This is a genomic window from Jannaschia rubra (assembly GCF_001403735.1).
Lineage (GTDB): Bacteria > Pseudomonadota > Alphaproteobacteria > Rhodobacterales > Rhodobacteraceae > Jannaschia > Jannaschia rubra.
On the sequence record NZ_CXPG01000023.1, the window covers coordinates 45,717 to 70,789 of the forward strand.

Below are 25,073 nucleotides of genomic sequence, written 5' to 3' on the forward strand. Positions count from 1 at the left end.
CTATGGGCCTGGTCACCGTCGAACTGACGCCGGCCTGCGCGCGCGTCTGGGCGTCGCCCCGGCGGAAAGGCGCCGCTGGACATGCGGCTGGCCTGTCTGGGGCGCCACGATGCCGCGCGGCGGTCGCTGGCGATGGTGATGGGCTGGCGGCCCGAGCGGACCACCGTGGCGCAGGGCCGCTGCTACGAGGCCGGCGCGATGGGGGAATTGCGTCGCGCGTTCCGCTGGCTCCGGCGGCTGCCCGGCCGAGGCGCCTCAATCCCTGAAGAAATCGGGATAGAGCATCCGCGCCTGCATCAGGAACGCCTTGATGACGAGGAGGACGCCCAGAACCTCCAGCCCCTCCTCGATGTTGGCCATGAGGCGATAGGAAAGCGAGACGAAGATCTCCTCGGACTCCTCGCCGGTCACGTATTGTCCCGCCACCATCTCCATCCCCACGGCGCCCGCGACGAAGACCGCGCCCGCGGCGACCATGGTGCCGGCGACCCGCCGGGGCAGCTGACGCAGGAACGGCAGGAACAGGATCGCGACGATCGCCACGAGGGCCAGCGCCGGGATGACCCAGGCGAACTTGAAGATGCCCGTCGTGGTGACGACCCCGCCCAGAATGCCCGAAAGGCGTTCGTGGAACGACAGGGATTCGTCCATCGACAGCAGAAGCAGGATCGCCCCGATCGTCGCCCATTGCCGCGCGAACCCCCGGCTTCCCTCCCCCCGCCAGGACGCGAGGACGAAGGCGAGGACGCCGGCGAAGGCGAGAAGGAGGGTCGAGAACCAGGTGTAGATGCTCCCCTCGAAATCCACGTCCAGAAGCCAGATCTTCCGGTCGAACCCGGTGAGGGCGAGGAACAGATCCTGCAGCACGCTCGCCGACCAGAGCACGAGCCAGGCGATGAACAGCGCCGAAAGGACGGTCTTCGGCCTGACGCCGCTCGGTCTGGTCGTCATTCTGCATCCTTCTCCTTTTCGGTCAGCATCAAACCCCCCGGTCGGCGGAGGGTTTCATGCGCCGGGCATTTCCTGCCGAAACCAGCCGCCCCGGCCCGTGAGCCGAACCGTTGACGCGATGCGAAATCGGCGCAGATCAGCAGGATCACGGCCGGGGGCCGGTGTCGAGCGGGAGGGTTCGGGTGGAGACAGTCAGAGCGGGCGATGCCGTGGCCGACCGGGCCGCCGCCCTGTCGATCCGGGGCGTGACGCGGAGGTTCGGGGATGTGGCCGCGCTCGACGACGTGTCCATCGACCTGGAACCGGGCGAATTCATGTCGATCATCGGCCCGTCCGGCTGCGGCAAATCGACCCTTCTGCGCAGCATCGCGGGGCTGGAGGAGATCGACGCGGGCCACATCCTGATCGGCGACCGCGACGTGCGCGGCCTGCGCCCGAGCGAGCGGGAGGTGGCCTTCGTCTTCCAGTCCTACGCGCTCTATCCGCACATGACCTGCCGCCAGAACCTCGCCGCGCCGCTGATGATGCAGGAGCTGTCGGCCCTGGGCCGCGCGCCCGGCCTGCACCGCCTGTCGCCCCGCGCGCGACGGCGGCGCGCCGACATCGCCCGCCGCGTCGACCGCATCGCCGCTCAGTTGCAGATCGAGACGCTGCTCGACCGGCGGCCGCTGCAACTCTCGGGCGGGCAGCGGCAGCGGGTCGCCCTCGGCCGCGCGCTGATCCGGGAGCCGAAGCTCTTTCTGCTGGACGAGCCCTTGGCCAACCTCGACGCCGCGCTGCGCAACACGACACGGGCCGAACTCCATGCGCTGCAACGGAGGGTCGGCGCGACCACCCTGTTCGTCACCCATGACCAGGCCGAGGCGATGGCGATTTCCGACCGCATCGCGGTGATGTTCGCGGGTCGCGTGCGGCAGGTGGGCACCCCGGACGAGCTTTACCGCAACCCCGTCGATCTGGATGTGGCGCGGTTCCTGTCGCAGCCGTGGCTCAACCGGATCGACGCCGCCACCGTGGCGCGGCGGCTGGAACGCGGCCCCGCCCGACCCGTCGCGCGGATCAGGGGCGAGGCGCTGCGCGACGCGACCGGCGTGGTGGCCTTCCGCCCCGAACACGCCACCGTTCACCCCGAGGAGGACCGCGCCACCCCCGGCCTGCGGGTGGAGGTGGAGCGGGCCGAACATGCGGGCTCCGACGCCAACCTTTTCGTGCGCCTGCGCGACGACGGCACGCCCTGCGTCGTGCGGATCGCGTCGGAGGGGATCGACGACTGGCCGCCGGGGCGGCCCGCGCTGATGCGGTTCGACATGGATGCGGCCTGGGTCTTTCCCCACCCCGACCCCGACCCCGATGCGGCGGCGTCCGCCGGCCCGGCCGCGCAGGTCGCCTGACGTGACCGCCGTCCCCGACACGGCCGCCCCCGCGGCGACGGCCCCCGACCGCGGCGACACCGGCCGGGCGGGAGCCCTGCTGGCGGGGCCGGCGGCGTTCCTTCTGGCGGCGCTCTTGTTCCTGCCGTCGAGCGGGGTGCTTCTGCTCTCGCTCACGGACTACCGCTTCGGGATGCCGGATTTCGGCTTCGCGGGCCTTGCCAACTACCGCGCGATGCTGGGCGATGCGCGGGTCGTGAACGCGCTCGGCAACACGTTCCTCTATGTGGGCGTGGTCACGCCGCTGTCGATCGTGCTGGGCCTGATCCTCGCCGTCCTGATCGAGGCGCAGGGCCGCCTGCGGGGCCTTCTGCGCGGGGTGTTCTTCCTGCCGGTGACGGCGACGCTGGTGGCGATGGCGACGGCGTGGGAGGTGATGCTGCACCCCAGTTTCGGGCTGGTGAACACGGCGCTCGCGGCGCTCGGCTTCGACAAGCAGCGGTTCCTGACCGATCCCGACATCGCGCTCTGGTCGCTGGCGGCCATCGGAGTGTGGAAGCTCATGGGCTACAACGTGCTCCTCTTCATCGCGGGCATGAGCCAGATCCCCCGCGACCTCTACGAGGCGGCGGCCATCGACGGGGCCGACGGCGGCTGGCGGCGGTTCACGCTGGTGACGTGGCCGCTGCTGGGGCCGGTCACGCTCTTCGTGACGACGATCACGCTCATCCGCGCGTTTTCCGAGTTCGAGACGGTCGCGGTGCTGACGAACGGCGGGCCGAACGGGGCCACCGACATGATGCTGTTCACCCTCTACGAGGAAGCCTTCCGTTATTTCGACATCGGGCTCGCCGCGGCCATCGCGGTGGCGTTCCTGGGGTTCGTGGCGGCACTGTCGATCCTCAAGGTGCGGTTGTTCGACCGGCGGGTGCATTATGTCTAGGGCGCTCGGCACGGCGGTCCTGCTGCTGGCGGCGGTGCTGGTGCTTTTGCCCTTCGTCTACATGATCGCGGTCAGCCTCGCGCCCGCGGGCGCGCTCTGGTCCGGGTCGCTCCTGCCCCGGCCCGGCCTTGCGGCGGCACGCGACAACTACGCCTTCGCGCTGACGCAGGTGCCCCTTCTGCGCTACATGGCGAACGGGGCCTTCGTCTGCGGGATGATCCTGCTTTTGCAGGTGTTGATCGCCGCGCCCGCCGGATACGCGCTGGCCAAGCTGCCGTTCCGGGGGCGGGGCGTGCTGTTCGGGGCGGTGATCCTCGCGCTGATGATCCCGATCCAGGTGCCGGCGATCCCGCTTTACGTAGGCCTCGCCTACGCGGGGCTTCTCAATACCTATACGGCGCTGATCCTGCCCTTCGTCATCTCGGCCTTCGCCATCTTCCTGTTCCGCCAGTTCTTCGCCTCCTACCCCGACGAGGTGCTGGACGCCGCCCGCCTCGACGGCTTCTCGGAGCTGGCGATCGTCTGGCGGCTGATGCTGCCCGCCGCCTGGCCCGCCGTCGCGGCCTTCGCCACGATCAGCGTCATCGCCCATTGGAACGACCTCTACTGGCCGCTGGTGGTCATCACCGACACCGACATGATGACGCCGCCTCTGGGCCTCGCCGCGTTCCGGTCGTCGGGGGAAAGCACCGGCAACCCCGGCGCGCTGATGGCCGGGGGGGTGATGGTGACGGCGCCGCTGGTGATCGGCTTCGCGTTCTTCCAGCGCCACCTGATCCGCGGCCTGGGGATCGGCGCGACATGATTTTTCAACCTCGAAAGGATATGCCCATGAAGACGTTGTTCCCCCTGACGGGGCTGGCGCTCGCCGCCGCACTGCCCGCGACGGCCCAGACCGAACTCACGGTCTATCACGCCTGGCCCCACCACGCCGAATGGCAGCAGGAGATCGCGGACCGCTTCATCGCCGCGAACCCGGACGTCAGCATCGACTTCCAGGCCCCCGCGCCCGACTACGACGAAGGGCTGGTGTCGGTGATCCGCCAGAACCTCGCCGGCGATCCGCCCGACGTCTTCATGGCCGGCTCGCACCTTCTGGGCGATCTGGTTGCCCGGGACATGGTGCAGCCGCTCGACGACATGATCGGCGACACCGACCTGAACGCCGAAGGATACACCGACGCGGTGCTGGCCTTCACGCAGGTGAACGGCACGCAATACGGCCTGCCCTGGACGTCCTCGACCCCGGTGATGTTCTACAATGCCGAACTGGTGGAACAGGCGGGCGGCGACCCGGACGACCTGCCCGACACCTGGGAGGAGACCATCGCGCTCGCCGCCGACATCGACGCCCTGGGCGATGACATCATGGGGATGTACTACACCCCCGGCGACGACGACTGGATGACGCAGAACCTGCTCGCTTCCGCCGGTCTGGCGCCCATCGCCGAGGACGGCACCATCGCCTTCGACACGGACCGGGGCCGCGAGGCCATCGCCCTGTTCGAGCGGCTCCACGACGAGGGCGGACAGACCGCCATCTCCAACAACGACGCGCGCCAGCAGATGTATGCGGGCAAGCTGGGCCTCTATTTCAACTCCACCGCCGCCGTCCGCAGCTTCGAGCGCGAGATCGGAGACCGCTTCGCCTGGGGCACGGCGCAGATGCCGAAGCTGGTGGACGAGGGCGGCGTGGCCTCGGGCGGGATGGCGGCCGTGATCCTGACCGACGATCCCGAAAAGCGGGCGGCGGCCTGGGATTACCTCCTGTTCGGCACCGGCCCGGAGGCACAGGCGCTGGTGGTCGAGAACACCGGCTACATGCCCGTCAACACCGGCGCGCTGGAGGTTCTGGGCGACTTCTACCAGGATCATCCGCAGTTCGAGACAAGCGCGCAGCAGACCGACCGCGCCTATCCCTGGTTCGGCTGGCCCGGCCAGAACGGCGCGCGGATCAGCCAGATCGTGCTCGACCGCATGGCTGCCATCGCCAACGACCAGCAGAGCGCGGAGGAAGCGGCCGCCGGCATGACCGAGGAGATCGCGGCCCAACTGCCGCAGTAGCGCCTCCCTCAGCGGGCGTCGTGGGGGGTGGCGACGGTGCGGGCGGCATGGTCCTGCGCCCGCGCCACCGCCTCCTCCGGCGCCGCCCCCGCATCGAGCGCGGCCGCCAGCGCGCCGCAGAAGGCGTCGCCCGCCCCGTGGGTCGAGGCGACGGCGACGGCGGGCGCGGGGAAATGGCGGCTGCCGGTCGCGTCGCGCATCCGGCAGCCGCCTTCGCCCAGCGTCTCGATCAGCAGGGGCACGGCGCGGGCGGCCTCGCCCATCTGCGCCGCCTCCACCCGGTTGACGACCAGGATGTCCACGCGGGCCAGAAGCGCGGCGTCCACCTTTCGCGCGGGGGCCGCGTTCCAGATCAGCGTGACGTCGCGCGGCAACATGCGGGCCAACGCCCGGTTCGCCGCTTCCGGCACCTCGTTCTGGATCAGGGCTACGCGGATGCCGGGGGGCGCGTCCGTGGCGCGCGCGTGCAGGTTGGCGCCCGCGACGACCACGGCGCCATAGCCCGCGTCGGTGTCGATGGCGACCGACATGCCCGAGGCCCCCGCGACGCACGCCACCCCGACCCGGTCGACCCCCGCCCGGTCCAACGCCGCCAGAAGCTGCCGTCCCGCGTCGTCGCGGCCCACGGCGCCCGCCATCGCCACCCGCGCACCACATCGGGCCGCGGCCACCGCCTGATTGCCGCCCTTGCCGCCGAACCGCCAGGCGGCCCCCCGCCCCGGCAGCGTCTCGTCCAGCGCGGGCAGGCGCGGGGCACGGACCATCGTGTCCCAGTTGAGCGAGCCGAAGACGAGGATCACGCGCCGAAGACCTCTCGCGCGACGATGCGCTGCGACGCGGCCGCGTCCTGCCGGTCGATGGCGGCACGAAGGTCGGGCAGGTCGCCGATCCGCCCCGCCAGCGTCCGCAGCCGTTCGACCAGCGCGATGTTCGTCCGCGCCTCCTCCACCGGGTCGAGGCCGCCGTGGTCGGGGAAGGTGTCGAAATAGATCACGCCATCATATCCGATGCGGCCGAGTTCCACGAAAAGCTCCACCGTGGCCACGGGATGCACCGTCCCTGCCATCAGCCCGTCGTCGCGCTTGCCGTAGCCGTCGTTGAGATGCACGCCCAGCAGGCGCGAGTGCCGGGCGATCAGATGCGCCGTGTGGGCCGGCATCTCGTCGGCATAGAGCACATGCGCGAAGTCGAGCGTCACGCCCAGGTTCGGCCGGTCTGCCTCCCGCACGCCCAGAAGGGTCGTGCCCACATCGGGCATGAGCGCATGGGCGCGCGGCTCGTTCGGTTTGTATTCGACGGCCACGTCCATCTGCGGATCGTGGTCGGCCACCGCCTGCAACGCCGCGACGGTGTCGTCCCACATCCGGGCATAGTCGCCCTGGAAGGCATAGTCGAAGCCGTCCTGCCCCATCCAGAGCGTCATCACCCCGCCCCCCATGGCGCGGCAGGCGTCGATGCCCTGCCGGGTCAGGTCGATGGCCTTCTGCCGCACGGTGCGGTCGGGGTTGGTGAAGGCGCCGATGGAGAAGGCGGGTTCGGTGTAATACCGCATCGCCAGCCCGTTCAGCGCCATCCCCGCCCGCCCCAGCATCCCCGACAGCGCCTCGGGCGTCTGGCCGTCGAAATGATCGGGATAGTTCAGGTCCGCCGCATCGAGCCCGCCCACGCGCCCCGCCGCGGCGATCATGCCCGCGATCCCCTCGCCCGGTTGCCGGAAGGCGTTGAGGCGGGCGGCATAGCGCGGGCGGTTCGGGCGGGTCATGGGCGGTCTCCGGTGCGGGGATGTCGCGCCGAGGTTACGCGGGTGCCGCCCCGTCCGGCAATCGCGCAGGTCAGGCGACGATGCAGGCCCGCCGGACGGGCTTGGCATAGGCGTCGAGGTCCATGGCGACGAGCCGCACCAGGGGCCAGGCTTCGGGCCGCAGGGTCACGCCGCCCTCCGCATCCGTCTCGACCGCCGCGGGCCAGCGGGCGGCGAGCCGCGTCAGCAGGTCGCGCGCCGCCCCCGCCCGGTCGCCGAAGTCACGCGGATGGGCCGCGAAATGGCACAGAAGCTGCTGGATCAGGTCGCCCCGCAGGTCGTCGTCGGCGGTCATCGCGTGGCCCCTGACGGTGGCGAGCCGCCCGGCCGCGATCCGCGCCGCCCAATCTGCGGTGCGCGCCGCGTTCTGCGCATGCCCCTGCGGCAGACGCGACACGGCCGAGGCGCCGAGCCCGATCAGCACGGGGGCCGCATCCTCGGTATAGCCCTGGAAGGTGCGGCGCAGCGCCCCGCGCGCGGCGGCGTCCACCAGCGGATCGTCGGGGCGGGCGAAATGGTCCACGCCCACGCGGATGTATCCTGCATCGACGATCCGCGCCGCCGCCAGGTCGAACAGCCGCAGCCGCGTCGGCCCGTCGGGCAGCGCCGCCTTGTCGATCATCAACTGCCGCCGCGACGCCCAGGGCACATGGGCATAGCCATAGAGCGCGATCCGGTCCGGCCCCATGGAGAGCGCGGCATCAACCGTGCGCGTCATGCTGTCGCGCGACTGGTGCGGCAGGCCGTAGAGAAGGTCCATCTTGATGCGCCGGACGCCCCGCGCGCGCAGGCCCTCCACCGCGGTCCGGGTCTCGGCTTCGGTCTGGACGCGGCCGATGGCGGCCTGCACCGTCGGGTCGAAGTCCTGAAGCCCCAGCGTCGCGCGGGTCAGCCCCGCCTCCGCCATGGCGTCGAGCCGCCCGTCGTCGAGCATCGTCGGGTCCACCTCGACCGAGACGATGGCCTCCTCGGCCGCCGCAAATCCGTCGCGCAGGCCGGTAAGAAGCTCGCGCAGCAGGTCCGGCGGCAGGATGGTGGGGGTGCCTCCGCCAAGCGTCACCTGGCCCGCGCGGGTGCCCTGCGGCAAAAGGTCCGCCACCATCCGCGCCTCCGACAGAAGAGCCGCGACATAGGGGGCGAGCGGCGTGTCCGTCTTCAGGCCCTGCGTGCGGCTGGCGCAGAACCAGCAGAGCCTGCGGCAGAAGGGGACGTGGGCATAGACCGACAGGCGTGTGCCTGCGGGCGTGGCGCGCAGCCAGTCCTCCATCCGCTGCGGGCCGACGGCATCGGTGAAATGCGGCGCGGGCGGATAGCTCGTGTATCGCGGGGCGCGGGCATCGAACAGGCCGTGGGCCGCGAGGAAGGCATGCTGTGTCATGATGACGGGTTTGCGTCGGCGCAGGCGTGTCCGCCTTGATGCATGTCAACCGAAGTGACAGATAGGCGCCATGACCGCAATCGACCTCACCCTTGCGACGCCGGCCTGTCGCGGCTGCCCCATACGCCACCGTGCCGTCTGCGCCACCTGCGAGCCGTCGGAGCTGTCGCGTCTGGAAGGGATGAAGAGCTACCGCAGCTGGTCCGCCGGCCAGACCATCGTGATGGAGGGGGCGGAACTCGACTTCGCGGCCTCGATCGTGACCGGCTGCGCCACGCTCACCCGGTCGATGGAGGACGGGCGCGTGCAGATGGTGGGCCTCCTGATGCCCTCGGACTTCATCGGACGTCCGGGCCGCGCCCAGGCCCCTTACGAGGTGGTCGCGGCCACCGACGTGACCCTGTGCATGTTCGACCGCCTCGGCTTCGAGCGTCTGCTGGCCGAGACGCCGCATCTGTCCACCCGCCTGCTGGAGATGTCGCTCGACGAGATCGACGCGGCGCGGGAATGGATGCTGCTTCTGGGGCGCAAGACCGCGCGGGAAAAGGTGGCGACGCTCCTGTCGATCATCCTGCGGCGCGCGGCCACGGGGAAGACGCCGCTCCGGGCCGAGCTTCCCATCACGCGCGAGGCCATGGCCTCCTACCTGGGCCTCACGATCGAGACGGTCAGCCGCCAGATGACCTTGCTGCGCAAGGACGGGGTGATCTCGATGGCGGGTGCGCGCACGGTGCTCTGCGACGACCTGGCCGCGCTGATGGCCGAAGCGGGCGACGACGCCGACGGCGACGTGATTTCCTGACACATCCGCACGCGTGGGTCGCGGCACCTTGATTCATGTCAAGGCGCGGCCCTCGCCCGGCCCCTAGGTCCAGCCTCCAAAAGGAAGGCCCCGCCTTTCGATTCGGAGGACGACGGATGGACTATCTGAAGATCGCGGCGTTCGGCATCGTCGCATTGCTCGCGGCCATCGCCGCGAACTTTGCAAGAGATGCCGCATACCTGGCGAACGCTCTCATCATCATGGTGGCGGCGACGGTGATGCTGCTGTGGACGCTGCGGCAGACCGACCCGATGGGCGGCCCCCGCCGCGTGGCGGTCGAGACGGGCTACATGGACGGGCCAATCCGCTACGGCGTGGTGGCGACGGCCTTCTGGGGCGTCGTGGGGTTCCTCGTGGGAACCTTCATCGCGTTCCAGCTTGCCTTTCCGTCGCTCAACTTCGATTGGGCGCAGCCCTACGGCAACTTCGGCCGCCTGCGGCCCCTGCACACCAGCGCGGTGATCTTCGCCTTCGGGGGCAACGCCCTGATCGCGACGTCGCTCTATGTGGTGCAGCGGACCTGTTCGGCGCGGCTCTGGGGCGGCAACCTCGCCTGGTTCGTCTTCTGGGGCTACAACCTGTTCATCGTGCTGGCCGCGTCGGGCTACCTTCTGGGGGCCACGCAGTCCAAGGAATACGCCGAGCCGGAATGGCACGTCGACCTGTGGCTGACGATCGTCTGGGTGGCCTATCTGGTCGTCTTCATGGGCACGATCTTCAAGCGCAAGGAACGGCACATCTACGTCGCCAACTGGTTCTACCTGTCGTTCATCATCACCATCGCGATGCTCCACATCGTCAACAACCTGTCGATCCCGGTCAGCATCTTCGGCACCAAGTCGGTGCAGGTCTTCGCCGGCGTGCAGGACGCGATGACGCAGTGGTGGTACGGCCACAACGCCGTGGGCTTCTTCCTGACGGCGGGCTTTCTGGGGATGATGTACTACTTCGTGCCCAAGCAGGCGGGCCGGCCGATCTATTCCTACAAGCTCAGCATCATCCACTTCTGGGCGCTGATCTTCCTCTATATCTGGGCGGGTCCGCACCACCTGCACTACACGGCGCTTCCCGACTGGGCCGCGACGCTGGGCATGGTGTTCTCGATCATCCTCTGGATGCCCAGCTGGGGCGGCATGATCAACGGCCTGATGACGCTCCAGGGCGCATGGGACAAGATCCGCACCGACCCGATCATCCGCATGTTCGTGGCGTCGCTGGCCTTCTACGGCATGTCCACCTTCGAGGGGCCGATGATGTCGATCCGCGCGGTCAACTCGCTGTCGCACTACACCGACTGGACCATCGGGCACGTCCACTCGGGCGCGCTCGGCTGGAACGGCCTCATCACCTTCGGCGCGCTCTACTTCCTGACGCCGAAGCTCTGGAACCGGCGCGAGATGTACTCGATCCCCGCGATCAACGCGCACTTCTGGCTCGCGACGGTGGGGATCGTGCTCTACGCCTCGTCGATGTGGGTCACGGGCATCATGGAAGGCCTGATGTGGCGCGAGGTGGATGCCAACGGCTTCCTCGTCAACAGCTTCGCCGACACGGTGGATGCCAAGTTCCCGATGTACGTCGTGCGGGGCCTGGGCGGTGTTCTCTACCTCGCCGGCGGCCTTATCATGGTGTGGAACATGTGGATGACCATCCGCAGCCCCCGCACCGCCATCGTCACCAGCCCCGCGGAGTGAGATCATGAGCAAGGATCCGAGAAGCCCCGACTATGATCCCGCCGACGACCCGAAGGTCTCGACCGCCTCGGACATGCCGGAGGAGCTTCCCAACGAGCTTCCGCCCGAGACCGAGACGATCACCTTCCACCAGCGGCTGGAACGCAACGCCACGCTCCTCTTCATCGGCGCCCTCCTCGTGGTCAGCGTCGGCGGCGTGGTCGAGATCGCGCCCCTGTTCTGGCTGGAGAACACCATCGAGGACGTGGAGGGGATGCGCCCCTACTCGCCGCTGGAGCTGGCCGGGCGCGACATCTACGTCCGCGAGGGCTGCTATCTGTGCCACAGCCAGATGATCCGCCCCATGCGCGACGAGGTGGAGCGTTACGGGCATTATTCGCTGGCGGCCGAGTCGATGTACGACCACCCGTTCCAGTGGGGGTCCAAGCGGACGGGGCCCGACCTCGCCCGCGTGGGGGGCCGCTATTCGGACGAATGGCACGTCGATCACCTGACCGACCCGCAATCCGTGGTGCCCGAAAGCGTCATGCCGAAATACGCCTTCCTGTCGGACGTGCGCCTGACCGGCGAGCATATCGCCGAGACGATGGCCACGCACCGCATGGTGGGCGTGCCCTATACCGACGAGATGATCGAGGTGGCGCAGGCCGACTTCCAGGTGCAGACCGATCCCTGGGGCGACATCGACGGCCTTCTGGAGCGCTATCCCGGCGCGCAGGTCCGCAACTTCGACGGGCTGGAGCCGGTGACCGAGATGGATGCGCTGATCGCGTATCTGCAGATGATGGGCACGCTGGTCGACTTCTCGACCTTCACGCCCGACGCAAGCCGCTGAGGGGAGGGCCGATGGAGACCTATACCTTCCTGCGCCAGCTTGCCGACAGCTGGGTCCTGCTGGCGCTCACGCTGTTCTTTCTGGGGGTCGTGTTCTGGGCCTTCCGGCCCGGATCCCGCGCGCTCCACGACGATGCGGCCTCCGTCCCCTTCCGGGACGAGGAGCCGCAGGGCGGCGACGAACGCCGCGCCGACCGCACTTCCGACGATACCGACATGAAAGGCCGCAGCCATGGCTGACGACAAGCGCATCGACGAACCCACGGGCGTCGAGACCACCGGCCATTCCTGGGACGGCATCGAGGAGCTGAACAACCCCCTGCCCCGCTGGTGGCTGTGGTCGTTCTACGCCACCATCGTCTGGGGGATCATCTACGTCATCCTGTTCCCCGCCTGGCCGCTGGTGACGGGTGCGACCAAGGGCGTGCTGAACTATTCCACCCGCGCCAACGTCGCCGCCGACATCGAACGGGTGAACCTGTCCAACGCCGAGTTGCAGCAGAGCCTTCTCAACGTCGACCTCCATGCGCTCGACCGCAACGAGGCGCTCAACGCCTATGCCGTCTCGGCCGGCGCGGCGGTCTTCGCCAACAACTGCTCGCAGTGCCACGGACGCGGCGCGGCGGGGGTGCAGGCGGCGGGCTATCCGAACCTCCTGGACGACGACTGGCTCTGGGGCGGACAGGTCGAGGACATCGCCTATACGGTGCGCCACGGCATCCGCAACGAGGACGACCCCGAGGCGCGCTATTCCGAGATGCCCGCCTTCGGCGAGATCCTCGCGGAGGAGGAGATCGACATCCTGGTCCAGCACGTCCGCAGCCTCGCCGGACTGGACGAGCCCGTCGTGGGCGGCGAGCAGCTGTTCCTCGACAACTGCGCGGCCTGCCATGCCGACGACGGGACCGGCATGCGCGAACTGGGCGCGCCCAACCTGACAGACGCGATCTGGCTCTATGGCGGGACCGAGGAGGCCGTGTCCGAGACGATCCACAACTCCCGCTTCGGCGTCATGCCCCCTTGGGGCGAGCGTCTGGGCGAGGTCCAGGTCCGCGCCGTGGCCGCCTATGTGCACGGTCTGGGCGGCGGCGAGCAGCAGGTGGCGGAGCCCGTCACCGAAGCCGAGCGCGACGCCGCCGCCGACGTGCCCGAGGCAAGCTTCCCCGCCTCCGCCGAGGAAACCCCCGCGGAGGCAGGCGCGCCGCCCGTCGCCCCCGTCACCGACGACGCCGGTCCGGTCAGGCTGCCGCCGCTGCCTTCGGACTGACGGGACACCGTCCGACGACCACGGGGCCGCCGCGGGGACGCATCCCGCGGCGGCCCCGCCCCGTTCCGCCGCGTCCGCTTGATCCACGTCAATGCACCGCGCGGGCCGACCTGCGATTGCGGCTCACGGAAAGACAGGAACACCATGTCGAACGCACCCCTCTTCGCAGCCCAGGAACCGATCTTCCCCCGCCGGGTCAGCGGCTTCTTCCGCCGCCTGAAATGGTGGATCCTCGGGATCACGCTGGGCATCTACTACATCACGCCCTGGATCCGCTGGGACCGGGGGCCGAACCTGCCCGACCAGGCCGTCCTGATCGACATGGCCAACCGCCGCTTCTACTTCTTCTGGATCGAGATCTGGCCGCATGAGTTCTACTTCGTCGCGGGCCTTCTCATCATGGCGGGGCTGGGACTGTTCCTGTTCACCTCCGCCCTCGGCCGGGTCTGGTGCGGCTATGCCTGCCCGCAGACCGTCTGGACCGACCTGTTCCTGCTCGTCGAACGCTGGATCGAAGGCGACCGCAACGCCCGCGTGCGCCTCTGGAAGGCGAAATGGGATGCGCGCAAATGGCGCCTGCGCCTGACCAAATGGATGGTCTGGCTGCTCATCGCGGTGGCGACGGGCGGGGCCTGGGTGTTCTACTTCGCCGATGCGCCGACGCTGGCGCGCGACCTGGTCACGTTGCAGGCACCCATGGTGGCCTATGCGACGATCGGCGTGCTGACCGCCACGACCTTCGTCTTCGGCGGCTTCCTGCGCGAACAGGTCTGCATCTACATGTGCCCCTGGCCGCGCATCCAGGGCGCGATGATGGACGCGGGCACCCTGACCGTGGGCTACCGCGACTGGCGGGGCGAGCCGCGCGGCAAGGGCAGCGCCAAACGCGCCGCCGTGGCCGAGGACGTGGGCGAAGCCGCGCGCGTCCGCTACGGCGCGGGCGCCGACAAGGACGTGGCCACCCCCCGCCTGTCGCGCTCGGGCGAGACGCTGGGCGACTGCATCGACTGCATGGCCTGCGTCAACGTCTGCCCCATGGGCATCGACATCCGCGAGGGCCAGCAGATGGAGTGCATCACCTGCGCGCTCTGCATCGACGCCTGCGACGAGGTCATGGCCAAGATCGGCCGCCCGCGCGGGTTGATCGACTATCTCGCGCTCGACGACCGGCCGCCGGTCCTGCCGGGCGAACATGCCGCCGTGCGCCCCATGGGCACCGAGGCCGAGGGCGCGACGACCATCAAACCCGCGCCCGGCGATCCGGCCCCGGCGCCCCATGCCGCCGCGCAGCCCTTCACTGCCGAAGGCAGCCGCGACTGGTCGCCGCAGCCGGTGTGGAAGCACATCTTCCGCCCCCGCACGCTGGTCTACACGACGCTCTGGGCGGCGATCGGGGTGTTCCTGCTCGTCGCCCTGTTCATCCGCCCCGAGATCGAGATGACCGTGGCCCCCGTCCGCAACCCGACCTTCGTCACCCTGTCGGACGGCACGATCCGCAACACCTACGACGTGCGCCTGCGCAACAAGCATGGCGAGGCGCGGGTCTTCGACCTCGCCGTGACCTCCACCGGCGCGCTCGACGTGACGCTGGAAGGGCAGCCCGGCACCGCCGTGACCGTGCCCCCCGACGCCACGCAGCGCCAGCGGCTCTACGTCACCGCCGAACCCGGCAGCCTCGCCGCCACGTCGGAGCGGACCGACGTTCGCATCTGGGCCGAGGATCGGATATCGGGTGAGCAGGCATCGCGCGACACCATCTTCAACGGGGCGGGCAACCAATGACCGGAACGACGACCGAAACCTCGACCACGGGGCGCGAACGGCGCCTGACCGGCTGGCACGTGCTGGCGATGTTCGGGGGCGGCTTCGCCGTCATCATCGGCGTGAACCTCGCGCTCGCCTTCAACGCCATCCGCACCTTTCCGGGGCTGGAAACCGAGAGCAGCTATGTCGCCAGCCAGACCTTCGACGCCGACCGCGCCGCGCAGGACGCGCTCGGCTGGGACATGACGGCCAAGGTCGCGGGCGGCCAGCTGGTGCTGACCGTGGCCGGCCCCGACGGCACACCCGTGCATCCCGACGTGGTGGACGCCGTGCTGGGCCGGCCGACGACCGTGGCAGATGACCGCACCCCCGCCTTCGCCTGGGATGGCACGGCCTTGCGCGCACCGGTGGACCTCGGCCCCGGCAACTGGAACCTGCGGCTCGACCTGCGCGCGCCGGACGGCACGCCCTTCCGCCGCCGCATCGTCCTGAACCACGCACCATGAGCGCGGTCGCCGCCTGCCCCGGCTGCCTTGTCGCGGCCGACGAACGCCCGGCCCTGCGCGACGCGGCGGGCGACGAGGTCATCCTGTCGCTGCCCGCCATCCACTGCGCCGGCTGCATCGCGGGGGTGGAGCGCACGCTCGCCACCGTACCAGGCGTCCGCTCGGCGCGCGTGAACCTCAGCCGCCGCCGCGTCCGCATCGTCACCGATCCGGGCGCGGGCCCCGACGCGGCGCTCGCGGCCCTCGACGCCGCCGGATACGACGCGCAGGAGATGGACGCGGGCGCCCTCGACGGGCCGGACCCGGCGGGGCGGATGCTGCTGGCGCGGATTGCGGTCGCGGGCTTCGCCATGATGAACGTCATGGCGCTCTCGGTCGCCGTCTGGTCCGGCGCCACCGATGTCACGCGCGAAATGTTCCACTGGATCACCGCCGTCATCGCCCTGCCCGCCACGGTGTTCTCGGCCCGGCCCTTCTTCGCCGGGGCCTGGGGCGCGCTGCGCGGCGGGCGCATGAACATGGACGTGCCGATCGCCGTGGCCATAGCACTCGCCTGCGGCAGCTCGATCTACGAGATGATCCTCGGCGGCGGCCATGCCTGGTTCGACGCCGCCCTGTCGCTGACGTTCTTCCTGCTGGTGGGGCGCTGGCTCGACCACCGCTCGCGGGGGCGCGCGCGATCGGCGGCCGCCGAACTTGCAGCACTCGAACAGGCCCGCGCGACGGTGGACCGCGACGGCACCCCCCGCGCCATCCCCGTGGCCGAGATCGTGCCGGGCGACACCGTCCTCCTCCACGCGGGCAGCCGCGCGCCCGTCGACGGCGTGGCGCTGGCGGATGCCACGCTCGACCGGTCGGCGCTGACCGGGGAAAGCCTTCCGGTGCAGATCGCGGCCGGCGATGCCGTCTGCGCGGGCGAAATCGCGCTCGGCGCGCCGCTCCGCCTGCGCGCGACGGCGGCGGCGGGCGACAGCACCCTGCGCCGCCTCGCCGCCCTGGTCGAGGTGGCCGAGACGGGCCGCCACCGCTATTCCGGTCTCGCCGACCGCGCCGCCGCGATCTACGCGCCGTTGGTGCATGTGCTGGCCCTGGTGGCCTTCGCGGGCTGGTGGATCGGCGCCGGCAACCTGCACCTCGCCATCGGCGTGGCCACCGCCGTCCTCATCATCACCTGCCCCTGCGCGCTCGGCCTCGCCGTGCCCGCGGTCACGACCACGGTGTCGGGGCGGCTCTTCCGCGCGGGCGTCCTTCTGAAGTCCGCCACGGCGCTGGAGCGTCTGGCCGAGATCGACACCGTCCTCCTCGACAAGACCGGTACGCTGACCACCGGGCGCGCCGACCTCTCGGGCCTCGACCCCCGGGCGGCCGGGATCGCCGCGGCCCTGTCGCGCGCCTCGTCGCACCCGGTCTCGCGGGCGGTGGCGGCGGCGCTCGACGGCGTGGCCGCCGCCCCCGTCACCGACCTGCGCGAGGAGACGGGCACCGCCATGCGCGGCATGACGGCGGACGGCCCTGTCGCCCTGATCCGGGGGCGGACCGGCCCCGTCCTGTCGCTGCCCTCGGGCAAGGTGCCGCTCGACTTCGCCGAAACCCTCAGGCCCGGCGCGGCCGAGATGGTGGCGGACCTGCGCGCAAGGGGTTTCGACGTGGCCATCGTCACCGGCGACGCTGCCGACCGGGCAGAGGCCATCGCGGCGGACCTGGGCGTCGACCGCGTCCACGCCGCCACGGGGCCGGAGGCCAAGGCCGCGCTGGTGGCGGACCTCACGGCTGAGGGACGGCGCGTCCTGATGCTGGGCGACGGCCTCAACGACGCGACCGCGCTCGCCGCCGCGCACGCCAGCATGTCGCCCGCCACCGCGCTCGACGCGGCGCGCGCGGCCTCCGACGTGGTGCTGCTGGGCGGCGACCTGCGGCTGGTGGGCACGACCCTGGCCGAGGCGCGGCTGGCCGCGCGGCGCATCCGCCAGAACTTCGCGCTGGCCGCGGGCTACAACCTCGTGGCGGTGCCGCTGGCATTGGCGGGGGTGGCGACGCCGCTGATGGCGGCGCTGGCCATGTCGGGCTCGTCCATCACCGTGGTGGGCAACGCCCTTCGGGGGCGGGCGCGATGAACATCCTCGTCATCCTGATCCCGGTGTCGGTCTTCCTCGGCGCGGTCGGCCTCGCCGCCTGCATCTGGACCCTGCGGAACGGTCAGTACGAGGATCTGGAGGGCGACGCCGCGCGCATCCTGCTCGACGGGTCCGACGACACGCCCGACAGCACCTCCTCCACCGGCCGCGACCAGAGCTGACCGATGGCGCCCGCGAAGGCCCCGGCGAAGACCTCGTCGCGGCCGAGCGGCCCGAACACCTCCTCCAGCCGCAAGAACGCGCCCGGATCGTCGCGCGTGGCCCGCGCCGCGGACCTCAGCGCATCGGCACGCGCGTCGTCGAGGTCGGTCGCCGGGTCGGCGCAGTAGCGGCACCAGAGCGCCACCTCCATCGCCAGCAGGTCCACCGGCGCCCCCGCCGCGCGGGCGTCGGCCACGGTGGGCAGCACGAACTTCGGCTGCCGGTTCGACCCGTCCTGGCACAGCCGCGCGACGGTATCGCCCACGCGCGGGTTGGCGAAACGCCCGATGCAGGTGTCGAGATAGGCGTGGAAATCCACCCCCGGAATGGCGGGCAGGACGGGGATCACCTCCTCCGTCATCAACCGCCGCAGCCATCCCTCGATCAGCGGATCGGCCATGGCGTCGTGAACGTAGACATGGCCCCGCAGCGCGCCCGCATAGGCGATGGCCGCGTGCCCCGCGTTCAGGATCCGCAGCTTCATCGTCTCATAGGGGGCCACGTCGTCCACGAAGGTCGCGCCGACCCGGTCCAGCGCGGGCCGCCCGAGCGGGAACCGGTCCTCCAGCACCCACTGCCGGAACGGCTCGCAGGCGACGGGGGCCGCGTCGTCGATGCCGAAGCGGTCGCGCACCAGCGCGATCTCGCGGGTGGAGGTGGCGGGGGTGATGCAATCGACCATGGAATCGGGAAAGGCCACGGTCCCGGCGATCCAGTCGCGCAGCCCCTCGTCCATCAGCCCGGCCAGACCCAGCACCGCCTCGCGGGTGACGTGGCCATTGCGGGGCAGGTTGTCGCAGCTCAGGATCGTGGGCGGCGGATGGCCGGCCGCGCGCCGTGCCGCCAACCCCGCGATCAGCAGGCCGAAGACGGTGCGCGGCTCGCCCCCCGCCGCGTCGGCGCGGATGTCGGGGTGGGTCGCGTCGAAGGCGCCGCTGCGCGCGTCGACGAAATAGCCGCCTTCGGTGATCGTCATCGACACGATGCGGATGGCGGGGTCGGCGATGGCGCGGATCAGCGCGGGGCCGTCCACCGGCAGGAAATCGACCATCGACCCGGTGACGCGCGCCGCCAGCCCCTCGGGGTCGAGCTCCACCACCGTGGTCAGCCAGTCCTGCGCGGCCAGCACCTCGCGCCGCGCGGCGTCGAAGGGGCGCACGCCGGCGCCGACGATGGCCCAGTCGTGATCCGCCCCCATGGAAAACAGCCGGTCCAGATAGACCGCCATATGCGCGCGGTGGAAGTTGCCCACCCCGATGTGCAGGATGCCGGGCGACAGGTCGGCGCGGTCGTATCCGGGGCGCGCCACCTCGGGCGGCAGGTCGTCGAGCGTGGCAAGCGACAGGTGCAGGGCCATCAGGTCTTCCCCCGTTCGTGAAGGTGCCGCGTCACAGCCGCAGGCCGTCGTCGCCGAAGCGGTGCAGGCAGGCGAGGTCCGGCGTCAGGCGCACCGCGTCGCCGTGGCGGACCGCGATGTCGCCCGGCACCCGCACCGTCAGCGTCTCGGCGAGGCCCGTGCCATGGACATGCACGAAGGTGTCGGAGCCGAGATGTTCGGCCACGCCGACGGTCCCCTGCCACGGCCCGTCGTCGGTGACGGCGACATGCTCCGGCCGGATGCCGATGGTGTGGGCGTCGTGTTTCGCCGCCTCCGGCCCCTCGATCAGGTTCATGGTCGGGCTGCCGATGAAGCCCGCGACGAAGACGTTGCGCGGCTGGTGATAGAGGTCGAGCGGCGTGCCCACCTGTTCGATGTGGCCCGCGCGCAGGACGACGATCTTGTCGGCCATGGTCATCGCCTCGACCTGGTCGTGGGTGACATAGACCATGGTGGTGGCAAGCTGGGCGTGCAGCTCGGAAATCTCCATCCGCATCCCCACCCGCAGCGCCGCGTCCAGGTTCGACAGCGGCTCGTCGAACAGGAAGGCCTGCGGCTCGCGCACGATGGCCCGGCCGATGGCGACGCGCTGCCGCTGTCCGCCCGAGAGCTGCCCCGGCCTGCGGTCGAGGTAGTCGGTCAGGTTCAGGATGCGCGCGGCGTGGTCCACCCGCCGGTCCTGCTCGGCCTTGTCCATCTTGGCCATCCGCAGGGGGAAGGCGATGTTCTTGCGCACCGACATGTGCGGGTAGAGCGCGTAGGACTGGAACACCATGGCCAGCCCCCGCCGCGCCGGCGGCACCTCGGTCGCGGGGCGGCCGTCGATGACGATCTCGCCGGAGGTCACGTCCTCCAGCCCCGCGATCAGGCGCAGCAGCGTGGACTTGCCGCAGCCCGAGGGGCCGACGAAGACGACGAACTCCCCGTCCTCGATCGACAGGTCCAGCGGCGGGATGACCTGCACGTCGCCGAAGGATTTCGTCACCTGGTTCAATGTGATGGTGCCCATGCTACTTCACAGCTCCGAATGTCAGTCCGCGGACGAGTTGCTTCTGGCTGAACCAGCCCATGATCAGGATGGGCGCGATGGCCATGGTGCTGGCCGCCGACAGCTTGGCGTAGAACAGGCCCTCGGGGCTCGAATAGCTGGCGATGAAGGCGGTCAGCGGGGCCGATTTGGCGGCGGTCAGGTTCAGCGTCCAGAACGCCTCGTTCCACGCGAGGATGATGTTGAGCAGCATGGTCGAGGCGATGCCCGGCACCGCCATCGGCGTCAGCACGTGCACGATCTCGGCCCGCAGGCCCGCCCCGTCCATCCGCGCCGCTTCCAGGATCTCGCCGGGTATCTCGCGGAAGTAGGTATAGAGCATCCAGACGATGATCGGCAGGTTGATGAGCGTCAGCACGATCACCAGCCCCCAGACGTTGTCCAGAAGCCCCGTGTCCCGGAAGATCAGGTAGATGGGCACCAGAACGCCCACCGCGGGCAGCATCTTGGTCGACAGCATCCACATCAGGATGTCCTTGGTCCGCTTGCCCGGCACGAAGGCCATGGACCAGGCCGCCGGAATGGCGATGAGGAGGCCCAGCAGGGTCGATCCGACCGAGATGATGACGCTGTTCCAGAAAAAGCGGAAATAGCCCGACCGCTCCTGCACCACGGAATAGTTCTCGGTGGTCCAGTCGAAGAAGAACCAGACCGGCGGGTCGGCGATGGCCGTGGCCTCGGTCTTGAAGCTGGTCAGCACCGTCCAGAGGATCGGAAAGAAAATCAGCAGGCCGAGCGCCCAGGCCAGCGCGGTGTTTACGGCCTTGCGGCGGGGTGTGATCGCGCGGGACATCAGACCGGTCCTTTCTGCTCAAGATCAGGCATCGAGGTTCTTTCCGATGGCGCGCATCAGGAAGATGGCGACGATGTTGGCCAGGATGATGGCCACGACACCCCCCGCCGACCCTTCGCCCACGTCGTAGTTCAGCAGGCTTTCGACATAGACGAGATAGGTGAGGTTGGTGCTGGCCGTCCCCGGCCCGCCGTTCGTCGTGACCAGGATCTCGGCGAAGATCGACAGAAGGAAGATCGTCTGGATCAGCACGACCACGGTGATCGCCCGGCTCAGGTGCGGCAGGGTGATGAAGCGGAACCGCGCGAGGGGGCCCGCCCCGTCCATCTCGGCCGCCTCCATCTGCTCGGAATCGAGCGACTGGATCGCCGTCAGCAGGATCAGCGTGGCGAACGGCAGCCATTGCCAGGCCACGATCCCCACGATGGACGCGAGCGGCGCCTGGCTGAGGAAATCATAGGGCTGCAACCCCATCCCCTTGGCGGCATAGGCGAACAGGCCATTGACGGGGTTCAGGAACATGTTCTTCCACACCAGCGCCGACACCGTGGGCATGACGAAGAAGGGCGCGATCACCAGGATCCGCACGATCCCCTGCCCGAACATCGGCTGATCGAGCAGGATCGCCAGCAGGATGCCCAGGACGATGGTGATGATCAGCACCCCCACCACCAGGATCAGCGTGTTGACGAAGGCGTCGCGGAACGCCGGGTTGGTCAGGAAATTCTCGTAGTTGCGGAACCCCACCCATCCCTGCCGCTCCGGCGTCAGCAGGCGGTAGCGGCGGAACGAATAATAGAGCGTCATGCACAGCGGGATCAGCATCCATGCCAGAAGAAGCACCGTCGCGGGCGCGAGCATCAGGCGGGCGGCGGTGCGGGAATGGGCGGTGGCCATGGGGGTCACTCCGGGCAGGGGATGGCGGGGCCGATGGCGGCCCCGCCGGGTGGCGGCGGGCGTCAGTTGTAGCCCGCGTCCTCCATCTCATCGACGGTCAGCGCCTGCGCGTTGGCCAGCGCGTCGTCGATCGACGTGGTCCCGGCCAGCGCGGCCGAGAACTGCTGGCCCACGGCGGTGCCGATGCCCTGGAACTCAGGGATGGCGACGAACTGGATGCCGGTATAGGGCACCGGATCGACGGTCGGGTTCGTCGGATCCGCGGACTGGATCGACCGCAGCGTCATCTCGGCGAAGGGCACCTGCGCGTATTCCTCGTTCTCATAGAGCGAGGTGCGCGTGCCCGGCGGGACGTTGGCCCAGCCTTCGGCCTCGGCGACCATCTCGGTGTATTCCTTCGACGTGGCCCAGGCGACGAACTTCTTGGCCGCCTCCTCCGCGTCGGTGCCCGCCGGAATGCCCAGCGACCATGCCCAGAGCCAGTTGCCCCGCTTGCCCAGCCCCGTGTCGGGTGCCAGCGCAAAGCCCACCTTGTCGGCCACGACCGAATCGTCGGGGTTGGTCACGAAGCTCGCCGCGACGGTCGCGTCGATCCACATGCCGCACTTGCCCTGCTGGAACAGCGCCAGGTTCTCGTTGAACCCGTTGCCCGACGCGCCCGGAGGGCCGCTTTCGTTCATCATGCCGACGTAGAACTCCAGCGTGTCCTTCCAGGGCTGCTGGTCGAACTGGGCGTTCCAGTCCTCGTCGAACCACTTGGCGCCGAAGCTGTTGGCCATGGCGGTCAGGAAGGCGGTGTTCTCGCCCCAGCCGGCCTTGCCGCGCGCACAGATGCCGTAGATCTCGGCGTCGCGGTCGGTCATGGCGGCGGCGGCCTCGCGGATGAACTCCCAGGTGGGTTCCTCCGGCATCTCCAGCCCGGCCTCCTCCATCAGGTCGGTGCGGTACATCACCATGCTCGATTCGCCGTAGAAGGGGGCCGCGTAAAGCTCCCCGTCCACGGTCAGGCCCTCGGCGACGGCCGGCAGCAGGTCGTCCGCGTCCCATTCCTCCGGCAGGTCGGACAGCGACACGAGCCAGCCCTGCTTGGCCCAGATCGGAACCTCGTAGGTGCCGATGGTCATCACGTCGTACTGCCCGCCGCCGGTGGCGATGTCGGTGGTGACGCGCTGGCGCAGGACGTTCTCCTCCAGCGTGACCCATTCCAGCGCGATGTCGGGGTTCGCTTCCAGGAAGCTGTCGGTCATCCCCTGCATGCGGATCATGTCGCCGTTGTTGACGGTGGCGATGGTCAGGGTCGTCTTGTCCTGCGCGGCGGCGATTCCGCCTGCGGCGCACAGGGCCGTTGCACCCAGCAGGGCGCGCATCGTGGTTGTCATTGCAATCCTCCCATTGCCCGGACGGGCAAAAGCCAATCTGGTGGGCACATGCTCACGCAACGGAAGGAACCTGTCAACCCCCTTGGCCGGCGTTACCCCGCCAGCACCGATTCCGCCGTCGCCTCGTCGGTGACGATCCCGTTGACCAGCCCCCCGATCAGCGCGCCCCGGATCGCCGGCACCTTGGCGGCGCCCAGGCCCAGCCCGATCACCGGCGCCTCCCCCGCCCGGTCCAGCGGCGCCGACGCCACGCGCGCGTTGTAACCGCCGGCCAGCACCCGCCCCTCGGCGTCGAAGACCCAGCTCGTGATCTCGCCCACGGCCCCCTGCCCCGCCAGCGCCGCCGCCTCGGCCCGCGTCATGAAGCCGTCGATGACCAGCGGCGCCTCCGCGTCGATCTGTCCGATCCCCACGAAGGTCGCATCCGCCCGCGCGCACAGGTCCAGCGTGTTGCGCACCGCCGTCTGCGCGTGCAGCACCGAAAGCTCCGACGCCGACCGCGCCAGAACCGGCAGCGGCATGGGATAGTGCCGCGCCCCCACCCGTTCGGCCATGCGGACGGCGACGTTGTAGGGCGTGGCCTCCCCGTCCTCCATCATGTTGCCCAACCGCGAGACGATGCGATGCTGCGGGCAGGCCATGCGCGGCAACTGCTCGGTGCAGGCGCGCAGCGCCCGCCCGGTGCCGAGCGCCAGGATCCGGGGCTCCGCTGCCTTCAGGTGCCGCTCCATCTCGGCCGCCCCCGCGATGGCCAGCCCGGTCAGCAGGCCCGGCGCGTCGGGGTCCGACGGCACCACCTCGCAGCGGATCAGGCCGAAACGATCGGTCAGGCGCTGCGCCAGTTCCATGCAGCGTGCGATCGGATGGTCCAGCCGCACCTTGATGAGCCGCTCGCTCACCGCCATTGCCACCAGCCGCTGCGCCGACTGCCGCGAGACGCCCAGCTTGCGCGCGATCTCGTCCTGCGTGTTGCCCGCGACGTAATAGAGCCACCCCGCCCGCGCCGCATCGTCGAGCCGCGCCTCGGTCATGCCCGCGCCATCATCGCCGGAAACGCGCGCCAGTCATCGAGGACCGGCACCTCCGGCCCGTGCTTCAGGTCGCGCCCGGCCAGGTGGACGCCGCCGGTATAGCGCACCACCGCCATTCCCGCCGCCTGCGCCGCCTCGATCCCCGGCAGGCTGTCCTCGATCACGAGGCAGCGCGCGGGGGCCACCCCCATCTGCCGCGCGGCGAACAGGAACAGGTCCGGCGCCGGCTTGCCCCGCGCCACCTGGCTCGCCGTGAACACATGCGGCAGGCGACCCGCCAGCCCCGTCAGCTCCAGCGACCGGGCCACGCGCGCGGGGCTGGACGAGGTGGCGACGCAGGCCGGCACCCGCAGCGCATCCAGCATCGCCTCCACGCCCGGCGTCACCCGCAGTTCCGCTTCGAACCGGGCCAGAAGGCGCGCGCGATAATCCGTCTCGAAGGCGGGCGGAAGGTCGATGCCATGCGCCGCCCGGATCTCGGCGGCGACCGTGGGAAAGCTGCGCCCGACCATGCGGGTGCGGAAATCGTCGAAGTCGATCGCCACCCCCACCTCGGCCAGCGCGTCGATCAGCACCGCCCCCGACAGCCCCTCGCTGTCGATCAGCACGCCGTCGCAGTCGAGGATCACGAGGTCGAAATCGTCCATGGCCCGGCCTACCCCGCGCGCCGCATCCCGCGCAAGCAGGGGTTATCCACAGGCGGCTGTGAACAAACCCCTTGCCGAATCCCCCTCCTGCATGGTCAGTTACGCAAAACACCCGAAAAGACGCGATACAGCGTAACGGGGCGGCGGGCCCTTACGGGGGCCGAGGGCA

23 protein-coding genes and 1 pseudogene are annotated in these 25,073 nt (G+C 70.1%); 13 read left to right on the plus strand and 11 right to left on the minus strand.

All coding sequences use genetic code 11. The features are described from left to right. Positions 1-255 precede the first annotated feature (255 nt). A complete protein-coding gene (locus JAN5088_RS16690; RefSeq protein WP_055683975.1) occupies positions 256-951 on the minus strand; it encodes a DUF8692 domain-containing protein in 696 nt (231 codons plus the stop codon). 182 nt (positions 952-1,133) lie between these two features. Between JAN5088_RS16690 and JAN5088_RS16695 the strand changes: the two genes are divergently transcribed. Genes JAN5088_RS16695 through JAN5088_RS16710 form a run of 4 tightly spaced genes read left to right on the plus strand, consistent with a single transcriptional unit; the run spans position 1,134 to position 5,328 of the window. After that, positions 1,134-2,342 carry an ABC transporter ATP-binding protein gene (locus tag JAN5088_RS16695; protein ID WP_055683976.1) on the plus strand — a complete coding sequence of 403 codons (1,209 nt, stop codon included), beginning with the start codon at positions 1,134-1,136 and terminating at the stop codon, positions 2,340-2,342. 1 nt (position 2,343) lies between these two features. Continuing rightward, positions 2,344-3,264: a carbohydrate ABC transporter permease gene (locus JAN5088_RS16700; RefSeq protein ID WP_199502178.1), complete on the plus strand. Its 921-nt coding sequence runs from the start codon at positions 2,344-2,346 to the stop codon at positions 3,262-3,264. Continuing rightward, positions 3,257-4,069 (plus strand): carbohydrate ABC transporter permease, encoded by an 813-nt coding sequence (locus JAN5088_RS16705; RefSeq protein WP_055683978.1) that lies wholly within the window; start codon positions 3,257-3,259, stop codon positions 4,067-4,069. The genes JAN5088_RS16700 and JAN5088_RS16705 overlap by 8 nt, the downstream gene beginning before the upstream one ends. 26 nt (positions 4,070-4,095) lie before the next feature. Beyond that, a complete protein-coding gene (locus JAN5088_RS16710) occupies positions 4,096-5,328 on the plus strand; it encodes an ABC transporter substrate-binding protein (protein ID WP_055683979.1) in 1,233 nt (410 codons plus the stop codon). A gap of 8 nt (positions 5,329-5,336) precedes the next feature. Here JAN5088_RS16710 and JAN5088_RS16715 read toward each other — a convergent pair whose 3' ends face one another. The 3 genes from JAN5088_RS16715 to JAN5088_RS16725 form a co-directional block, all read right to left on the minus strand. Then, positions 5,337-6,128: a PfkB family carbohydrate kinase gene (locus tag JAN5088_RS16715; protein ID WP_055683980.1), complete on the minus strand. Its 792-nt coding sequence runs from the start codon at positions 6,126-6,128 to the stop codon at positions 5,337-5,339. Further along, positions 6,125-7,090, minus strand: a complete 966-nt coding sequence (locus tag JAN5088_RS16720) for a sugar phosphate isomerase/epimerase family protein (RefSeq protein WP_055683981.1) — start codon at positions 7,088-7,090, stop codon at positions 6,125-6,127. The genes JAN5088_RS16715 and JAN5088_RS16720 overlap by 4 nt, the downstream gene beginning before the upstream one ends. Before the next feature lie 70 nt (positions 7,091-7,160). Next, positions 7,161-8,507, minus strand: coding sequence for a radical SAM protein (locus tag JAN5088_RS16725; protein WP_055683982.1), 1,347 nt, complete (start codon positions 8,505-8,507; stop codon positions 7,161-7,163). A 70-nt stretch (positions 8,508-8,577) separates the two neighbouring features. Here JAN5088_RS16725 and fnrL point away from each other — a divergent pair, with 70 nt between their 5' ends. The 9 genes from fnrL to ccoS all read left to right on the plus strand — a co-directional run bounded on the left by fnrL (position 8,578) and on the right by ccoS (position 17,691). Then, a complete protein-coding gene (fnrL, locus tag JAN5088_RS16730; RefSeq protein WP_055683983.1) occupies positions 8,578-9,309 on the plus strand; it encodes a transcriptional regulator FnrL in 732 nt (243 codons plus the stop codon). 116 nt (positions 9,310-9,425) lie between these two features. Continuing rightward, the gene (ccoN, locus tag JAN5088_RS16735; protein WP_055683984.1) at positions 9,426-11,024 is read left to right on the plus strand and encodes a cytochrome-c oxidase, cbb3-type subunit I; all 1,599 of its coding nucleotides are present in this window, start codon (positions 9,426-9,428) and stop codon (positions 11,022-11,024) included. Positions 11,025-11,028: 4 nt separating this feature from the next. After that, complete coding sequence (ccoO, locus tag JAN5088_RS16740; RefSeq protein ID WP_082430083.1) at positions 11,029-11,859, plus strand: cytochrome-c oxidase, cbb3-type subunit II; 831 nt, start codon at positions 11,029-11,031, stop codon at positions 11,857-11,859. A gap of 11 nt (positions 11,860-11,870) precedes the next feature. Further along, a complete protein-coding gene (locus JAN5088_RS16745) occupies positions 11,871-12,098 on the plus strand; it encodes a CcoQ/FixQ family Cbb3-type cytochrome c oxidase assembly chaperone (protein WP_055683985.1) in 228 nt (75 codons plus the stop codon). Beyond that, entirely contained in the window at positions 12,091-13,125 is a 1,035-nt protein-coding gene (gene ccoP, locus JAN5088_RS16750; protein WP_074962750.1) for a cytochrome-c oxidase, cbb3-type subunit III, read from the plus strand. The genes JAN5088_RS16745 and ccoP overlap by 8 nt, the downstream gene beginning before the upstream one ends. A gap of 144 nt (positions 13,126-13,269) precedes the next feature. Further along, positions 13,270-14,907 (plus strand): cytochrome c oxidase accessory protein CcoG, encoded by a 1,638-nt coding sequence (ccoG, locus tag JAN5088_RS16755; protein ID WP_055683986.1) that lies wholly within the window; start codon positions 13,270-13,272, stop codon positions 14,905-14,907. Further along, positions 14,904-15,395, plus strand: coding sequence for a FixH family protein (locus tag JAN5088_RS16760; RefSeq protein ID WP_055683987.1), 492 nt, complete (start codon positions 14,904-14,906; stop codon positions 15,393-15,395). The genes ccoG and JAN5088_RS16760 overlap by 4 nt, the downstream gene beginning before the upstream one ends. Then, complete coding sequence (locus JAN5088_RS16765; protein WP_055683988.1) at positions 15,392-17,509, plus strand: heavy metal translocating P-type ATPase; 2,118 nt, start codon at positions 15,392-15,394, stop codon at positions 17,507-17,509. The genes JAN5088_RS16760 and JAN5088_RS16765 overlap by 4 nt, the downstream gene beginning before the upstream one ends. Beyond that, positions 17,506-17,691 carry a cbb3-type cytochrome oxidase assembly protein CcoS gene (ccoS, locus tag JAN5088_RS19350; protein ID WP_074962747.1) on the plus strand — a complete coding sequence of 62 codons (186 nt, stop codon included), beginning with the start codon at positions 17,506-17,508 and terminating at the stop codon, positions 17,689-17,691. The genes JAN5088_RS16765 and ccoS overlap by 4 nt, the downstream gene beginning before the upstream one ends. Positions 17,692-17,744: 53 nt before the next feature. On the opposite strand, the pseudogene JAN5088_RS16770 reads toward ccoS, so the two are convergent. The 7 genes and pseudogenes from JAN5088_RS16770 to JAN5088_RS16800 form a co-directional block, all read right to left on the minus strand. After that, positions 17,745-19,088: pseudogene (locus JAN5088_RS16770) on the minus strand (mannitol dehydrogenase family protein); the annotation flags it as partial. A 31-nt stretch (positions 19,089-19,119) separates the two neighbouring features. Continuing rightward, entirely contained in the window at positions 19,120-20,118 is a 999-nt protein-coding gene (locus tag JAN5088_RS16775) for an ABC transporter ATP-binding protein (protein ID WP_055683989.1), read from the minus strand. Position 20,119: 1 nt separating this feature from the next. Next, positions 20,120-20,950 (minus strand): carbohydrate ABC transporter permease, encoded by an 831-nt coding sequence (locus tag JAN5088_RS16780; RefSeq protein ID WP_055683990.1) that lies wholly within the window; start codon positions 20,948-20,950, stop codon positions 20,120-20,122. A gap of 24 nt (positions 20,951-20,974) precedes the next feature. Continuing rightward, positions 20,975-21,847 (minus strand): carbohydrate ABC transporter permease, encoded by an 873-nt coding sequence (locus JAN5088_RS16785; protein WP_055683991.1) that lies wholly within the window; start codon positions 21,845-21,847, stop codon positions 20,975-20,977. A gap of 62 nt (positions 21,848-21,909) precedes the next feature. Next, positions 21,910-23,226, minus strand: a complete 1,317-nt coding sequence (locus JAN5088_RS16790; protein WP_055683992.1) for an ABC transporter substrate-binding protein — start codon at positions 23,224-23,226, stop codon at positions 21,910-21,912. 92 nt (positions 23,227-23,318) lie between these two features. Beyond that, positions 23,319-24,257, minus strand: coding sequence for a sugar-binding transcriptional regulator (locus JAN5088_RS16795; RefSeq protein ID WP_055683993.1), 939 nt, complete (start codon positions 24,255-24,257; stop codon positions 23,319-23,321). Beyond that, the gene (locus JAN5088_RS16800; RefSeq protein WP_055683994.1) at positions 24,254-24,904 is read right to left on the minus strand and encodes an HAD family hydrolase; all 651 of its coding nucleotides are present in this window, start codon (positions 24,902-24,904) and stop codon (positions 24,254-24,256) included. Before JAN5088_RS16800 ends, JAN5088_RS16795 begins: the two co-directional genes overlap by 4 nt. Positions 24,905-25,073: the final 169 nt, after the last annotated feature.

Coding starts and splice junctions, on each gene's coding strand:
- JAN5088_RS16690 (WP_055683975.1), bottom strand. CDS start 951: ATGACGACCAGACCGAGCGGCGTCAGGCCGAAGACCGTCCTTTCGGCG.
- JAN5088_RS16705 (WP_055683978.1), top strand. CDS start 3,257: ATGTCTAGGGCGCTCGGCACGGCGGTCCTGCTGCTGGCGGCGGTGCTG.
- JAN5088_RS16710 (WP_055683979.1), top strand. CDS start 4,096: ATGAAGACGTTGTTCCCCCTGACGGGGCTGGCGCTCGCCGCCGCACTG.
- JAN5088_RS16720 (WP_055683981.1), bottom strand. CDS start 7,090: ATGACCCGCCCGAACCGCCCGCGCTATGCCGCCCGCCTCAACGCCTTC.
- JAN5088_RS16725 (WP_055683982.1), bottom strand. CDS start 8,507: ATGACACAGCATGCCTTCCTCGCGGCCCACGGCCTGTTCGATGCCCGC.
- fnrL (WP_055683983.1), top strand. CDS start 8,578: ATGACCGCAATCGACCTCACCCTTGCGACGCCGGCCTGTCGCGGCTGC.
- ccoN (WP_055683984.1), top strand. CDS start 9,426: ATGGACTATCTGAAGATCGCGGCGTTCGGCATCGTCGCATTGCTCGCG.
- ccoO (WP_082430083.1), top strand. CDS start 11,029: ATGAGCAAGGATCCGAGAAGCCCCGACTATGATCCCGCCGACGACCCG.
- JAN5088_RS16745 (WP_055683985.1), top strand. CDS start 11,871: ATGGAGACCTATACCTTCCTGCGCCAGCTTGCCGACAGCTGGGTCCTG.
- ccoP (WP_074962750.1), top strand. CDS start 12,091: ATGGCTGACGACAAGCGCATCGACGAACCCACGGGCGTCGAGACCACC.
- ccoG (WP_055683986.1), top strand. CDS start 13,270: ATGTCGAACGCACCCCTCTTCGCAGCCCAGGAACCGATCTTCCCCCGC.
- JAN5088_RS16760 (WP_055683987.1), top strand. CDS start 14,904: ATGACCGGAACGACGACCGAAACCTCGACCACGGGGCGCGAACGGCGC.
- JAN5088_RS16765 (WP_055683988.1), top strand. CDS start 15,392: ATGAGCGCGGTCGCCGCCTGCCCCGGCTGCCTTGTCGCGGCCGACGAA.
- ccoS (WP_074962747.1), top strand. CDS start 17,506: ATGAACATCCTCGTCATCCTGATCCCGGTGTCGGTCTTCCTCGGCGCG.
- JAN5088_RS16775 (WP_055683989.1), bottom strand. CDS start 20,118: ATGGGCACCATCACATTGAACCAGGTGACGAAATCCTTCGGCGACGTG.
- JAN5088_RS16780 (WP_055683990.1), bottom strand. CDS start 20,950: ATGTCCCGCGCGATCACACCCCGCCGCAAGGCCGTAAACACCGCGCTG.
- JAN5088_RS16785 (WP_055683991.1), bottom strand. CDS start 21,847: ATGGCCACCGCCCATTCCCGCACCGCCGCCCGCCTGATGCTCGCGCCC.
- JAN5088_RS16790 (WP_055683992.1), bottom strand. CDS start 23,226: ATGACAACCACGATGCGCGCCCTGCTGGGTGCAACGGCCCTGTGCGCC.
- JAN5088_RS16795 (WP_055683993.1), bottom strand. CDS start 24,257: ATGACCGAGGCGCGGCTCGACGATGCGGCGCGGGCGGGGTGGCTCTAT.
- JAN5088_RS16800 (WP_055683994.1), bottom strand. CDS start 24,904: ATGGACGATTTCGACCTCGTGATCCTCGACTGCGACGGCGTGCTGATC.